The 14,292-nt window shown below is 70.0% G+C and carries 11 protein-coding genes; 5 read left to right on the forward strand and 6 right to left on the reverse strand.

What is annotated here, in order from left to right; genetic code table 11:
* Positions 1–92 precede the first annotated feature (92 nt).
* The 5 genes from ftsH to dacB all read right to left on the reverse strand — a co-directional run bounded on the left by ftsH (position 93) and on the right by dacB (position 7,092).
* Positions 93–2,120 carry an ATP-dependent zinc metalloprotease FtsH gene (ftsH, locus tag ACIQD6_RS33255; RefSeq protein WP_401889970.1) on the reverse strand — a complete coding sequence of 676 codons (2,028 nt, stop codon included), beginning with the start codon at positions 2,118–2,120 and terminating at the stop codon, positions 93–95.
* 280 nt (positions 2,121–2,400) lie between these two features.
* Entirely contained in the window at positions 2,401–2,961 is a 561-nt protein-coding gene (gene hpt, locus ACIQD6_RS33260) for a hypoxanthine phosphoribosyltransferase (RefSeq protein ID WP_401889973.1), read from the reverse strand.
* A gap of 82 nt (positions 2,962–3,043) precedes the next feature.
* Positions 3,044–4,072 carry a tRNA lysidine(34) synthetase TilS gene (gene tilS, locus ACIQD6_RS33265; RefSeq protein ID WP_401889975.1) on the reverse strand — a complete coding sequence of 343 codons (1,029 nt, stop codon included), beginning with the start codon at positions 4,070–4,072 and terminating at the stop codon, positions 3,044–3,046.
* A gap of 187 nt (positions 4,073–4,259) precedes the next feature.
* Positions 4,260–5,390: a zinc-dependent metalloprotease gene (locus ACIQD6_RS33270; protein ID WP_401889977.1), complete on the reverse strand. Its 1,131-nt coding sequence runs from the start codon at positions 5,388–5,390 to the stop codon at positions 4,260–4,262.
* Positions 5,391–5,658: 268 nt separating this feature from the next.
* Positions 5,659–7,092: a D-alanyl-D-alanine carboxypeptidase/D-alanyl-D-alanine-endopeptidase gene (gene dacB, locus ACIQD6_RS33275; RefSeq protein WP_401889980.1), complete on the reverse strand. Its 1,434-nt coding sequence runs from the start codon at positions 7,090–7,092 to the stop codon at positions 5,659–5,661.
* 157 nt (positions 7,093–7,249) lie between these two features.
* Here dacB and ACIQD6_RS33280 point away from each other — a divergent pair, with 157 nt between their 5' ends.
* Both ACIQD6_RS33280 and ACIQD6_RS33285 read left to right on the forward strand, forming a co-directional pair.
* Positions 7,250–7,744, forward strand: coding sequence for an inorganic diphosphatase (locus ACIQD6_RS33280; protein WP_401890054.1), 495 nt, complete (start codon positions 7,250–7,252; stop codon positions 7,742–7,744).
* A 213-nt stretch (positions 7,745–7,957) separates the two neighbouring features.
* On the forward strand, positions 7,958–9,688 hold the full coding sequence (locus ACIQD6_RS33285) for a threonine/serine exporter ThrE family protein (protein ID WP_401889983.1): 1,731 nt from the start codon (positions 7,958–7,960) through the stop codon (positions 9,686–9,688).
* Positions 9,689–9,811: 123 nt separating this feature from the next.
* On the opposite strand, the gene ACIQD6_RS33290 is transcribed toward ACIQD6_RS33285, so the two are convergent.
* Positions 9,812–10,540: a DedA family protein gene (locus tag ACIQD6_RS33290; protein ID WP_401889986.1), complete on the reverse strand. Its 729-nt coding sequence runs from the start codon at positions 10,538–10,540 to the stop codon at positions 9,812–9,814.
* A gap of 243 nt (positions 10,541–10,783) precedes the next feature.
* On the opposite strand from ACIQD6_RS33290, the gene ACIQD6_RS33295 reads away from it, so the two are divergent.
* The 3 genes from ACIQD6_RS33295 (at position 10,784) to ACIQD6_RS33305 (ending at position 14,251) form a co-directional block, all read left to right on the forward strand.
* Entirely contained in the window at positions 10,784–11,152 is a 369-nt protein-coding gene (locus ACIQD6_RS33295; RefSeq protein WP_401889989.1) for a YbjQ family protein, read from the forward strand.
* Positions 11,153–11,357: 205 nt separating this feature from the next.
* Entirely contained in the window at positions 11,358–12,632 is a 1,275-nt protein-coding gene (locus ACIQD6_RS33300) for an ion channel protein (RefSeq protein ID WP_401889992.1), read from the forward strand.
* 179 nt (positions 12,633–12,811) lie between these two features.
* Entirely contained in the window at positions 12,812–14,251 is a 1,440-nt protein-coding gene (locus ACIQD6_RS33305; protein ID WP_401889994.1) for a glutamate decarboxylase, read from the forward strand.
* Positions 14,252–14,292 lie beyond the last annotated feature (41 nt).

Here is a 14,292-nt window from a genome sequence, read left to right on the forward strand (position 1 = left end):
GTCCATGGGGCGGGGCAAACGAAAGCCGCGCCCCCACAGGCTAAAACCTGGGGAACGCGGCATCCATTCCGGGCCTGGTGAGGCGCCCGGGATCAGCTCTCCGGACGGTCCTCGGGGACCGCTTCGGTGGGCGTGTCACCGTTCGTCACCGCGGGGATCCCGCCGTTCGAACCGGACGCGCCATTGGTCAACGCCAGCTCCTTGGGCGAGAGAACCGGCGGCCGCGTCGAGGGTGTACGACGCGAGGAGCCGGTCCACGCCGGGCGGGACGGGCGCCTCACGATCGTCGAGAAGACCTCGGCGATCTGGTCCTTGTTGAGCGTCTCCTTCTCCAGGAGCTGAAGGACCAGATTGTCGAGAACGTCGCGGTTCTCGACGAGGATCTCCCACGCCTCGTTGTGCGCGGTCTCGATGAGCTTCTTGACCTCTTCGTCGACCAGCGCCGCGACCTCTTCCGAGTAATCGCGCTGATGCGCCATCTCCCGGCCGAGGAACGGCTCCGTGTTGTCGCCGCCGAACTTGATCGCGCCGAGCCGCTCGGTCATGCCGTACTGCGTGACCATCGCGCGGGCCGTGGCCGTGGCCTTCTCGATGTCGTTGGCCGCGCCCGTCGTCGGGTCGTGGAAGACCAGTTCCTCGGCCGCGCGCCCGCCCAGCATGTACGCCAGCTGGTCGAGCATCTCGTTGCGCGTGGTCGAGTACTTGTCCTCGTCGGGCAGGACCATGGTGTAACCCAGGGCCCGGCCTCTCGACAGGATCGTGATCTTGTGCACCGGGTCGGAGTTCGGAGATGCCGCGGCGACCAGGGCGTGACCGCCCTCGTGATACGCGGTGATCTTCTTTTCCTTCTCGGACATGATCCGGGTCCGCTTCTGCGGGCCCGCCACGACACGGTCGATCGCCTCGTCCAGGAAGTGGTTGTCGATCAGCTTCCCGTCACTGCGCGCCGTCAGGAGCGCGGCTTCGTTCAGCACGTTCGCCAGGTCCGCGCCGGTGAAACCGGGCGTACGACGGGCAACCGCGCCCAGATCGACGTCCGGAGCGACCGGCTTGCCCTTCTGGTGGACCTTGAGGATCTCCAGTCGGCCCTGCATGTCAGGGCGGTCGACGGCGATCTGCCGGTCGAAGCGGCCCGGACGCAGCAACGCCGGGTCGAGGATGTCGGGCCGGTTCGTGGCGGCGATCAGAATGACGCCGCCCTTCACGTCGAAGCCGTCCATCTCGACGAGCAGCTGGTTCAGCGTCTGCTCGCGCTCGTCGTGGCCACCGCCGAGACCCGCACCACGGTGCCGGCCGACGGCGTCGATCTCGTCGACGAAGACGATCGCCGGAGCGTTCGCCTTGGCCTGCTCGAAGAGGTCACGCACACGGGAGGCACCGACACCGACGAACATCTCGACGAAGTCGGATCCGGAGATCGAATAGAACGGCACCCCGGCCTCACCCGCGACGGCGCGGGCGAGCAGCGTCTTGCCCGTACCGGGCGGGCCGTAGAGCAGCACACCCTTCGGGATCTTGGCGCCGACGGCCTGGAACTTCGCCGGCTCCTGGAGGAACTCCTTGATCTCGTGGAGTTCCTCGACCGCCTCGTCGGACCCCGCCACATCGGAGAAGGTCGTCTTGGGAGTGTCCTTGGTGATGAGCTTGGCCTTGGACTTCCCGAACTGCATGACCCGGGAGCCGCCGCCCTGCATCTGATTCATCAGGAACAGGAAGACCACGACGATCAGGACAAAGGGCAGCAGCGAGAACAGCACCGAGACGAACGGGCTCTGCTTCGACGGCGAGACCGTGTAGCCCTTGCTGATATCACCGTTCTGGAACTTTTTCTGCAGCGTCGAGGCCAGCGACGAACCCTGGTTGCCGATGTAGCTGGCCTGGATCTTGTCGCTGCCCTTGATCTTCTGGCCGCCCTTGAGGTCGACCTTGATGATCTGATCGTCGCCGGTGGTCAGTTTGACCTGCTCGGCCTGGTTCTTGTCGATCGCCTGGACAACCTCGCCGGTGTCCACCGTCTTGTAGCCGCCCGACGAGCCGACGACCTGCATCAACACGACCACGGCGAGGACGGCCAGCACGATCCACATGACCGGCCCACGGAAGTATCGCTTCACGTCCATCCATACGAGGCGAAGTCGCCCCGTCCCTCCTGCCCGTAGGTAAATGCTGCTGTGTGAAAAAGAGTGTTCTTGGGACGGTACCTCAGCATCGTCACCCGCGACCGCACGGGACGGCTGACAAACCCGCCTTCCCATGCTTCAACGGCGCGACGCGGTCCGGGGTTCCCGGCAACGGCGAAGCCTTTCCGTAATGCTTCGCACTCGACCGAGCTCCGCGAAGCTCCACGAAGCTCTGCGGAGCTTCCGTAGCCGTTGGATCCGACCGATCCTGTCGAGCCGTCTAGCCGCCGTACACGTGCGGTGCGAGCGTGCCGACGAAAGGAATATTGCGGTACTTCTCCGAGTAATCCAGGCCGTATCCGACAACAAACTCATTGGGAATGTCGAAGCCGATCCATTTCACGTCGATCGCGACCTTTGCGGCATCCGGCTTACGGAGCAGGGTGCAGACCTCCAGCGAGGCGGGCTCCCGTGAACCGAGGTTGGAGATCAGCCACGACAGGGTCAGACCCGAGTCGATGATGTCCTCGACGATCAGGACGTGCTTGCCCTTGATGTCGGTGTCCAGGTCCTTCAGGATCCGGACCACACCGGAGGACTGGGTGCCCGCTCCGTAGGAGGAGACGGCCATCCAGTCCATCGTCACGGGGGTGGACAGGGCGCGTGCCAGGTCCGCCATGACCATCACGGCGCCCTTGAGGACCCCGACGAGAAGCAGATCCTTGCCTGCGTACTCCGCGTCGATCTTCGCGGCCAGATCGGCCAGCTTCGCGTCGATCTCTTCCTTGGTGATGAGCACCGACTGAAGGTCGTCGCCCATGTCCTTGTCGTCCACCCGCATCACTTTCGTTGTCAGCCTGGGTCCTGGGTCCGTGGACCCGGGAGACACAGCCGTAGTGCATCAGCCGTCACGCGTCAGCGCTTCAGCCCTGCCGGATGACCAGTCTGCCACCCTGCCGCCTGGCCTCCACGCGGCCGGGCAGGTTGATGGCTCCCTGGCCGCGCCAGCCCGTGATCAGGCGGTCGACCTCTTCGATGTGACGGGCGAACAGCGAACCGGCGGGGGCGCCCCCGGCGATGACCGCCCGGCGCAGCACCCGGCGGCGGACGGCGGCCGGCAGCGCGTACAGCCTGGCGCACACCAGTTGTCCCGCCTCGTCCCGTACGACACCCTCCGCGTCGGCCGCCCAGGCGTCCAGGGCGTCGGCGTCGTCGCGGGAGAGCTGTGCCGTACGGGCGAGGGCCTCGACGACGCCCTTGCCGAGCGCCTTCTCCAGGGCGGGCAGGCCTTCGTGGCGCAGTCGCGAGCGGGTGTACGAGGGGTCGGCGTTGTGCGGGTCGTCCCAGACGGGGATCGACTGGACCAGGCAGGCCTTGCGGGCGGTCTGCCGGTCGAGTTGGAGGAAGGGGCGGCGGTAACGGCCGGCCGCCCCCGAGACGGCGGCCATCCCGGACAGGGAGCGGGTGCCGGAGCCTCGGGCGAGGCCGAGCAGGACCGTCTCGGCCTGGTCGTCGCGGGTGTGGCCGAGCAGGACGGCGGCGGCCCGATGGCGCTCGGCGGCGTCGTCGAGGGCTCCGTAGCGGGCGTCCCGGGCGGCGGCTTCGGGGCCTCCGTCGCGGCCTACGGTCACGGCGACGGATTCGGCGGGGTCGAGCCGCATGGCGCGGAGCCGGGCGACGAGTTCGGCGGCGCGGAGTCCGGAGCCCGCCTGGAGGCCGTGGTCGACCGTGATGGCACCGGCCCTGACGGAGAGTTTGGGGGCCTCGAAGGCGAGGGCGGACGCGAGCGCCATGGAGTCGGCGCCGCCGGAGCAGGCGACGAGCACGAGAGGCGGCTCGCCGGAGGGGATGAGCGAGGTGGTGGCGGAGGTTTCCGTCCGCCCGGTGAGGATGTCGTGGAGTACGCGGCGAACCGCCAGGCGTATCGCCGCGACCGCAGGATGGGGACCCATATCCGGTGCCCTTCGTGATGTTTTTCGGGGGGTGCCTCGGTCGGAGTCAGGACGGAGACCGTCACTCAGAGTGCGTCGATGGTGACAGAGCCGAGCCATTACCCGAGCATCGCACGCCTATCCCTCACCCACGGTCCCTCGGATGGGTGATACCTGAGGCGTTCTTATGCTCCGAGCCCGATCCGGCTCACGAATCTGCCTTACGGTGCACCCGCGCGACCCAGTCCGCCGGTTTGGCGATCTCCGCCTTCGTCGGAAGGGTGTTCGGCGAGGTCCAGACCCGGTTGAAACCGTCCATGCCGACCTCCTCGACGACGGCCCGTACGAACCTCTCCCCGTCCCGGTACTGGCGCAGCTTGGCGTCGAGGCCGAGCAGTTTGCGCAGGGCCTGGTCGAGCCGGCTGGCGCCGCGCGCCCTGCGCTGCTGGAACTTCTCCCGGATCTCGGCGACCGAGGGCACGACCTGCGGTCCGACCCCGTCCATCACATAGTCGGCGTGGCCTTCGAGCAGGGACATCACGGCGGTGAGCCGGCCCAGGATCTCGCGCTGCCCGGGGGTCTGCACCAGTTCGACGATGCTCCGGCCGGTCTCGTTCTCCTCGCCCTCGGGGCGGCCGCCCGCGAGCGACTGGGCGGCCTCGCGGAGCCGTTCGACCACGGTCATGGGGTCGACCTCGGTCTCTTCGAGGAAGGACTGGATCTCCCCCTGGAGATGGTCCCGCAGCCAGGGCACGCCGGTGAACTGGGTGCGGTGGGTCTCCTCGTGCAGGGCGACCCAGAGCCTGAAGTCGTGGGGATCGACGTCCAGTTCACGCTCGACGTGGACGATGTTGGGGGCGACGAGCAGGAGCCGGCCGCCGCCGTCCGCGACCGCCGGGAGATCGCGGGTGGCGGGGGCGAACGTCTCGTACTGGCCGAGGACCCGCGACGCCATGAACGACAGCAGCATGCCCAGCTCCACACCGGTCACCTTGCCGCCGACCGCGCCGAGCACGGCTCCGCCGGGGCCGCCGGAGCGACGTTCCTGCATCTTCTCGAACAGGGGCTTGAGCAGTTCGCGGAATCCGGCGACGTTGGCCTTCACCCAGCCGGCCCGGTCCACGACCAGGACGGGGGTGTCGACCGGCTCATGGCCGTCGGGGATCATCCGCGTGTACGCGCGGACGTGCTCCTCCGAGGCCTTGGCATGCCGTCGCAGCTCGGCGACGATCTCGCGCGCCTCGTCCCTGGTCACTTCCGGTCCCGGCCGCACCAGGCGGGTCGCGGTCGCCACCGCGAGATTCCAGTCGACCATCTCGGCACCACCGATGCTCGTCATGCGTCAACCGTACGTGGTCGGCCCGGGGAGCGGTGAGGTGTCGGGGGCCCGGCTTTTCCCCTGTGCCGACCCTGTGGCACCCCTGTGCCGTGCCGCGCCGTCCCCTTACGGGATCGCGGTCGTGCCCGTACGGCTCAGGCCGGTCGCCCTGGGCCGTACGGGGATCGGGCCCCGGTCCCGCCCGGGGCGCGATCCCCCTACCGGTTGGGCCGTCGGAGCGAGCGCCGGTGAGGCTCGCCGGGGAGCCGGCCGTGATTGAGCGCGCCCGTCAGTGCTTGCGCGGGGCCGCCTTCGGGTCCTGCGGGGCCGTCTCCGGGACCAGGGCCGCGGACAGCCGGTCCAGGGCCGCCTGCGCGGCGCCGGGCTCCGACGTGGAGCCCCCCATGAAGGCGAAGGCCAGCAGTCGGCCCCGCCGGTCGACGACCGTACCGGCCAGGGTGTTCACCCCGGTGAGCGTGCCGGTCTTGGCCCGGACGAGTCCGGCGGCGGGCGCTTCGTCCGCGTACCGGCTCCGGAGGGTGCCGCTGAAGCCGGCGATGGGCAGACCGGTCAGGACCGGGCGCAGCTCCGGGTGGGCAGGGGCTGCGGCGCGCGCCAGCAGGGCGGTGAGCAGCCCGGCGCTGGCCCTGTCCTTGCGGTTCAGGCCGCTGCCGTCGGCGAAACGGGTGCCGGCCAGCGGCAGTCGGAGCTTGTCGAGCTGGGCCGTGACGGCCCGTCCGGCGCCCTCGAAGCTCGCGGGCTCGTGCGCCGCGATGGCGGTCTGGCGGGCCAGGGACTCCGCGATGTCGTTGTCGCTCTCGGTCAGGGCCTGTTCGACCAGGGACGAGAGCGGGCGCGAGTAGGTCCTGGCGAGCGGTTTCGCGCCCTTGGGGGCCTTGCCTGCGGCGGGGGCGGCGGAGACGCGGATGCCACGGTCGCGCAGCAGCCCGGTGAAGGCGTCGGCGGCCCCGCGGGCCGGGTCCTTCTCCCGCGGAGCGGGCCCGTTCCTGGTTTTGTCGAGGCGCCCCTGTTCGACCATCAGGGGGACGACGGGGGCGATGTTGTCGTTGGGGCCGATGGGGTGTTCGCGGGGGCCCGTGTAGCGGGAGATGTCGTAGCCGACCTTGACCGTGGTGAGTCCCCGGTCGCGGAGGGCACGGGCGGTGTCGTCCGCCAGGGCACGCAGGCCTTTGCGGCCCAGGGTGGCGTCGCCACCGCCGACGAGGGTGAGTGTCCGGCCCTTGGGGGTGGCCACGACCGTCGTGGCGATGCGGTGGTCGGGGCCGAGCGCGGAGAGCGCGGCGACCATTGTCGCGATCTTGACCGTGGAGGCCGGGGTCATCGGCTTGTCGGCGGCCTTCCCGTACAGCCGCTTGCCGGTGACGGCATCGACGACGGACGCCGTACGCGTCCGGCCGAGTTGGTCGTCGTCCATCAGTGGACCGAGCTTCTTCTCCAGGTCCGCCGACAGGTCCACGGGTGCGGCGGCGCGAGTGGTGAGCGCGGGGAGTACGCCGGCGGCACTGGGGGCGGGCACGGGCGCGCCGGGGGCGCTCGCGTCGTGATGTGCGCCACCCGTTCGGCTCTGGGCGACCGCCCAGTCCCGCTCGGCCTTACGCTGGCCCGAGTCCCAGGGGCCGGCCGCGGCCACCGCACCGGCCGCGAGGCTGAGACCGACGACGACGGAACCCGCCGTGAGCTGCCACACTTTCGGCTCAAGCACGGTTGACCAGCCCCTTTCGCGATCACACTGCTGCGTGGGGGACACTTAATCACTGCGCCTTGCCACGAGCACGGCACCCCGGCCCCGTGGCCGGGGGGTCTCCTCCGCGAAGACGCACCATTACCTGACAAATGTGTTGATCATGGAGGAGCCACTCGTGGAGTTCGACGTCTTCATCGAGATCCCTAAGGGTTCGCGGAACAAGTACGAGGTGGACCACGAGACCGGTCGGATCCGTCTGGACCGTCGCCTCTTCACCTCGACCAGCTACCCGGCCGACTACGGCTTCGTCGAGAACACCCTCGGCGAGGACGGCGACCCGCTGGACGCGCTGGTCATCCTTGACGAGCCGACCTTCCCTGGCTGCCTCATCAAGTGCCGCGCCATCGGCATGTTCCGGATGACGGACGAGGCCGGCGGCGACGACAAGCTGCTGTGTGTCCCGGCGTCCGACCCCCGGGTCGAGCATCTCCGTGACATCCACCATGTGTCGGAGTTCGACCGCCTGGAGATCCAGCACTTCTTCGAGGTCTACAAGGACCTGGAGCCCGGCAAGTCCGTCGAGGGCGCCGACTGGGTCGGCCGCACCGAGGCCGAGGCCGAGATCGAGGCCTCGTACAAGCGACTTGAGGCCCAGGGCGGCGCTCACTGACCGCGGACTCCACCGTGTGACCGGCGGAGAGCCGGACGGACGACGGGCGGCGCACCTCTCACGGGGTGCGCCGCCCGTCCGCGCGTGTGCCCGTCCCATGTACGTGCCCATACTGGGCAGACGCGGGGCGGGAAACACGACCGACGACCGAACGCCCAGAGCCGCGGTACCGGGAGTCGGGGCACAGGAGTGACGGGACTGGCACGACAGGGAATGAGGAAGCAGACAGTGGTGGCCGAGCTGGACGGTTCCGAGGACCGTAAGCCTCAGACGGACGAGGCGCGCAGTGCCTTCACCCCGCCGCCCGGGGTGGGTCAGCCACACCTTCTCGAGGACGACCAGCCGACATCGGAGTTCGCACTCCCCGAGGGGCTGAGCACGGAGCCGCCGGCCGAGCCCGAGGGTTCGGCCTTCGAGTTGCCGGGCGGCGGGCCGGCGGGCGGGCCGGGCAGCGGACAGGGCGGCGGGCCGGGAGGCTCGTACAGCAGCCGGCAGCTGCCGTCGACGTTCACTCCGGCGCACGGCATCCCCATGATCAGGCTGAGCAAAGAGGCTCCCTGGCAGGACCGGATGCGCACCCTGCTGCGGATGCCCGCCGCCGAACGCCCCGTGGTCGAGACGGTGCAACGGCACGACGGCCAGGGGCCCGCCGTGCCCCGCGTGCTGGACCTGACGCTGCGTATCGGTGAGCTTCTGCTGGCCGGCGGCGAGGGCGCCGAGGATGTCGAGGCCGCGATGTTCGCGGTCAGCCGCGCGTACGGCCTGGACCGCTGCGAGCCGACCGTCACCTTCACGCTGCTGTCGATCTCCCATCAGCCGTCGCTGGTGGACGACCCGGTGACGGCCAGTCGGACCGTACGACGGCGGGGCACCGACTACACCCGACTGGCCGCCGTCTACACGCTCATCGACGACATCACCACCGAGGACACGGACGTCACGCTGGAGGAGGCGTACCGGCGGCTCGCGGAGATCCGCCGTAACCGCCACCCGTACCCCGGATGGGCGCTGACCGTGGCGAGCGGGCTGCTGGCCGGCTCCGCCTCCGTGCTCGTCGGTGGTGGTGTGCTGGTCTTCGTGGCCGCGGCGCTCGGCGCGATGCTCGGTGACCGGCTGGCCTGGCTGTGCGCGGGGCGCGGACTGCCGGAGTTCTACCAGTTCGTGGTGGCCGCGATGCCGCCCGCCGCGATGGGGGTGGCGCTGACACTGCTGAGCCCGGTCATACCGGTGGAGGGCGGGACCTCCGCGGTCATTACCGGTGGTCTCTTCGCGCTGCTGCCGGGGCGGGCCCTGGTGGCGGGGGTGCAGGACGGCCTGACGGGCTACTACATCACCGCCTCCGCGCGCCTGCTGGAAGTCATGTACTTCTTCATCGCGATCGTCACGGGTGTGCTGATCGTGCTCTATCTGGGGGTTCAGCTGCACGCGGAGCTGAACCCGGACTCGGCGCTGAGCCCCTATCAACAGCCTTGGGTGCAGATGTGCGCGGCGGTCGGAATGAGCTTCGCCTTCGCGATCCTGCTTCAGCAGGAACGTTCCACCGTGCTGATGGTGTCTCTCAACGGCGGGGTGGCGTGGGTCGTCTACGCGTCGATGCATCTCACCGGCGAAATCTCACCGGTGGCCTCGACGGCGGTCGCCGCCGGTCTGGTGGGCCTGTTCGGACAGCTCTTCTCGCGGTACCAGTTCGCCTCGGCGCTGCCGTACATCACGGCGGCGATCGGTCCGCTGCTGCCCGGTTCCGCGACGTACTTCGGTCTGCTGGGCTTCGCGCAGAACGACCTGGACCGCGGGCTCGCGTCACTGTCCAAGGCGGTGGCGCTGGCGCTCGCGATCGCCGTCGGGGTGAATCTCGGTGGGGAGATCTCCCGGCTGTTCCTCAAGGTGCCCGGGGCGGGCCGGGCCTCGAGCCGCCGCGCGGCCAAGCGGACGCGCGGATTCTAGATCCTGTCCGGTCGGTCTTGTCGGGCCCGGCAAGACCGGCGGGACAGGGCCTGGGCCCTGTCCCGCCGCGTTCCGCCCCGGGCCGTCTTTGTGGATCAGGCCCGGGGTGTCAGGTGTGCCGGGTCAGCGCTTGGCGTGACGGCCGCCGCGCTGGCCACCCGCCGGGTCGTCCGGACCCTCGTCCCCGGCTGCCGCGCCAGAACCGGCGCCGTCGTCCGTCAGGGCCGCCTTCTTGGACTGCGAGCGCGCCCGCAGGATCTCGATCACGATCGGCAGCACCGAGATCACCACGATGGCGATCAGGATCATCTCGATGTGCTCGTGAACGAAGTCGATCTTGCCGAGCGCGGCGCCCAGCAGGGTGACACCCGCGCCCCAGAGGGTGCCGCCGATGATGTTGAAGATGATGAACGAGCGGTAGTTCATCCGGCTCACACCGGCGATGATCGGCGTGAACGTCCGGACGATGGGCACGAAGCGGGCCAGAACCAGCGACTTGGGGCCGTACTTCTCGAAGAAGTCGTGCGCCTTCTCCACGTTCTCCTGCTTGAAGAACTTGGAGTCCGGTCGCTTGAACAGCGCGGGGCCGACCTTCCGGCCGAAGAGATAGCCCACCTGGTCACCGATGATCGCGGAGAGCACGATCAGCAGGCAGACGAGCCAGAGCGGGGTGTCGAGCGCGCCGGTCGTCACCAGCAGGCCGGTGGTGAAGAGCAGTGAGTCGCCCGGCAGGAAGAAGCCGATGAGCAGGCCGGATTCGGCGAAAACGATGACCAGGACACCGATCAGCCCGAAGGTCCCGATCAGATAGTCCGGGTCCAGCCAGCTGGGTCCGAGCGCAAGGGTGGTCACGGTTTCCGGACTCCTGAGTCATTGGGTCGGTCGATCGTCGTTCGGCGTGGTCGGCCGCGCACAAGTTATCAACGCCCGCCGACGCCCTCAGGTTCCACCCGCCCCCTTGCGGCCCCGCCGGCCGGCGCACTCCGGATGCACTCCGGGCAGAGCGGTACAAAGCTGTCCGTCACAAGGGCTTCGAGCAGGGATTCGGGCGGGACTCCGAGGAGCTTCCGGGAAGGTCGAGGAAGGTGGACACGGATGGGCATCGAGGATTACGGCGGCGGGCAGGGCCCTGGGGTCGACGTCCTGGTCGTCACCACGAACGACGTGCCCGGCTATCAGGTGCGGAGAGTGATCGGCGAGGTCTTCGGCCTCACGGTCCGCTCACGGCACCTGGGGAGCCAGATCGGCGCCGGGCTGAAGTCGATGATCGGCGGCGAGCTCAAGGGACTCACGAAGACGCTCGTGGAAACCCGCAACCAGGCGATGGACCGCCTGATTGACCAGGCACGCGCGCGTGGTGCCAACGCCGTACTGATGATGCGCTTCGACGTGGCGGAGGCGGCCGACGTGGGGACGGAAGTGTGCGCCTACGGGACGGCCGTCGTGATCAGCGAGGCTCCCTAGCCTGATCAGCAGCGCGATCAGCGAAGCCCTGTAGGGGGACGCGCGGAGAGCGCGGGCCGCACGGCGGGCGGGGAGGACGGGGAGAACAGGCAGGACAGCAGGACAGCAGGACAGCAGGACAGAGCAGGCCCGGGCGCCCGGCGGATCCCGTCAGCCGGGACTTCGCCTGCCACGGGCGCCGCTTTTGTCCGGTTACGGTGAGCGCGTGGCCAACGACGCTCCGTCCGCTGCTCCCGCGCCCTCCGCCCGTACGCTGCTGCCTCTCGTCGTGCCGTCCCTGGTGGTCGGAGTGGCCGCGGCCCTCCTGCTGCTGGGGGTCGACACGGTCGCGGGCGAGTTCGAGGACGTGCTCTGGGGGACGCTGCCGGACGCCCTCGGGATCGGCCGCTACTCCTCGCTCTGGATGATCGTGATGCTCACGGCGACCGGGCTCGCGGTGGGACTCGCCGTCCACCTGGTGCACGGGCACGCGGGCCCCGACCCGGCCACCACCGGGCTGGTCGACGAGCCGATGCCCGCCGGGGTGGTGCCGGGGCTGCTGCTGGTCACCGGGCTGGCCCTGGCCGGAGGCGTGAGCCTCGGCCCGGAGAACCCGATCACCGCGTCCAACATCGCGCTCGCCTACTGGCTCGGCCGTAAGGCGGCGCCCGCCGCGCCCGCCGCGCTCTGGGTCGCGCTCGCCGCCGCGGGCACGATCGGGGCGCTCTTCGGTACGCCCGTGGCCGCCGCGCTGGTCCTCTCCGAGACGCTCGCCACGAGGCCGGGGCCCGGCTCGCTCTGGGACAAGCTGTTCGGCCCGCTGATCGCGGCCGGCGCGGGCGGGCTCACCACGGTGCTGATCGACCATCCGACGTTCGACCTCGGTCTGCCGAGGTACGCGGGCACCCACTGGAGCGACCTTCTGGCGGCGCTGGTGGTCACCCCGCTGGCGGCGGTGCTGGGCATGGCGGCGGTGTACGTGTTCCCCTACGCCCACGCCGCCTTCCGGCGCCTGGGACACCCCGTACTGGCCCTGACGGCGGGCGGCCTGGTCCTCGGCCTGCTGGGGGCGCTCGGCGGGCAGCTGACGCTGTTCAAGGGGCTGGACCAGGTGAAGATCCTGGCCGAGGATCCGGACGGCCGGTCGGCCGGGTCGTTCGCGCTGATGACGGTGGTGAAGCTGGCCGCGATGATGACCGCGGCGGCCTGCGGGTTCCGGGGCGGGCGGATCTTCCCGTCCGTCTTCGTGGGGGTCGCGTTCGGGATGTGCGCCCATGTCCTCGTCCCCGCCGTACAGATCAGCCTGGGCGTGGCCTGCGGGGTGCTGGGCGTCCTGCTCGCCGTCACCCGGCTGGGCTGGCTCAGCCTGTTCACGGCGGCGGTCCTGGTCGCCGATCAGAATGTGCTCCCCCTGCTGTGCGTGGCCACCCTCCCGGCCTGGCTGCTGGTCACCGGCCGCCCCCAGATGCAGCTCCACGGGGACGGCACACCGATGCGCTGACCCGCCCCGGCCGGCACACACCGGCGCACGCGGGGGTTTCCGCTCGGCGCGCGGACGGCGGCCCGTGAGCCGGCCCTGCCGGGTCTGGTCCGGCGGGCGCTCCCCGGTGTTCGTTCGTATCCTCGCCAGGGGGACCCGCCACGTCCCAGGGGGCCGTACCACCCCGAGGAGACCCGCTGATGCCACTCCACCGAGGCGCGGACCGATCAGCCAGTACGACGACGGAGGAAGAGCGCACCGAGCTGCGCAGGCTGTCGCTCAACCCGTTCTACGGGGAGGCCGATCCGGTCAGCGGTATGACGTCGGCCCCGCCCCAGCACCGGCTTCCCGACGGGCCGATCCCGCCTGCCACCGCCTATCAGCTGGTCCATGACGAGCTGATGCTCGACGGCAACTCGCGGCTCAACCTCGCCACCTTCGTCACCACCTGGATGGAGCCGCAGGCCTCCGTACTGCTGGCGGAGTGCCGGGACAAGAACATGATCGACAAGGACGAGTACCCGCGCACGGCCGAACTGGAGCGCCGCTGTGTGGCGATGCTCGCCGACCTCTGGAACGCGCCCGACCCGGCGACGGCCGTCGGCTGCTCGACCACCGGGTCCAGCGAGGCCTGCATGCTCGCCGGGATGGCGCTCAAGCGCCGCTGGGCCACGCGTAACGCGTCGCGCTACCCGGCGACCGCCCGGCCGAATCTCGTCATGGGGATCAACGTCCAGGTCTGCTGGGACAAGTTCTGCAACTTCTGGGAGGTCGAGGCGCGGCTGGTGCCCATGGAGGGTGACCGGTTCCATCTCGACCCGCAGGCCGCCGCCGATCTCTGCGACGAGAACACCATCGGCGTGGTGGCCGTGCTGGGGTCCACCTTCGACGGCTCGTACGAACCGGTCGGCGAGCTGTGCGCGGCGCTGGACGCGCTTCAGGAGCGTACGGGCCTCGACATCCCCGTCCATGTCGACGGGGCGTCGGGCGCGATGATCGCGCCGTTCCTGGACGAGGACCTGGTCTGGGACTTCCGGCTGCCGCGCGTCTCGTCCATCAACACCTCCGGCCACAAGTACGGGCTGGTCTACCCGGGCGTCGGCTGGGCGCTCTGGCGCTCGCCCGCCGAACTCCCCGAGGAACTGGTCTTCCGCGTGAACTATCTGGGCGGTGACATGCCCACCTTCGCGCTGAACTTCTCCCGGCCGGGCGCGCAGGTCGTCGCGCAGTACTACACGTTCCTGCGGCTGGGCCGGGACGGCTACCGCGCCGTCCAGCAGACGGCGCGGGACATCGCCGGGAACCTGGCCACGCGGATCGGGGCGATGGCCGAGTTCCAGCTCCTCACCCGGGGCGACGAGCTGCCCGTGTTCGCCTTCACCACCGCTCCCGGCGTGCGGAACTTCGATGTCTTCGACGTCTCGCGCCGCCTGCGCGAGCACGGCTGGCTCGTGCCCGCGTACACCTTTCCGGCCAACCGCGAGGATCTGTCCGTCCTGCGGGTGGTCTGCCGCAACGGCTTCTCGGCCGACCTGGCCGCGCTGCTGGTGGCCGACCTGGAACAGGTGCTGCCCGAACTACGGGGCCAGGAACACCCGTTGAACCGGGACAAGTCGGCCGCCACGTCCTTCCACCACTGAGGGCCTGCCGGGTGGTCCGCGCCGACCGCTCGGCCCGCGCT

The sequence above is a fragment of the Streptomyces sp. NPDC088400 genome (assembly GCF_044753355.1).
Classification (GTDB): domain Bacteria; phylum Actinomycetota; class Actinomycetes; order Streptomycetales; family Streptomycetaceae; genus Streptomyces.

Excerpts from the sequence above, each read along its gene's own strand:
- hpt (WP_401889973.1), bottom strand. The coding sequence starts at position 2,961 with ATGCGGGTGGACGACAAGGACATGGGCGACGACCTTCAGTCGGTGCTC.
- ACIQD6_RS33285 (WP_401889983.1), top strand. The coding sequence starts at position 7,958 with ATGAGGAAGCAGACAGTGGTGGCCGAGCTGGACGGTTCCGAGGACCGT.
- ACIQD6_RS33295 (WP_401889989.1), top strand. The coding sequence starts at position 10,784 with ATGGGCATCGAGGATTACGGCGGCGGGCAGGGCCCTGGGGTCGACGTC.
- ACIQD6_RS33270 (WP_401889977.1), bottom strand. The coding sequence starts at position 5,390 with ATGACGAGCATCGGTGGTGCCGAGATGGTCGACTGGAATCTCGCGGTG.
- ftsH (WP_401889970.1), bottom strand. The coding sequence starts at position 2,120 with ATGGACGTGAAGCGATACTTCCGTGGGCCGGTCATGTGGATCGTGCTG.
- tilS (WP_401889975.1), bottom strand. The coding sequence starts at position 4,072 with ATGGGTCCCCATCCTGCGGTCGCGGCGATACGCCTGGCGGTTCGCCGC.
- ACIQD6_RS33305 (WP_401889994.1), top strand. The coding sequence starts at position 12,812 with ATGCCACTCCACCGAGGCGCGGACCGATCAGCCAGTACGACGACGGAG.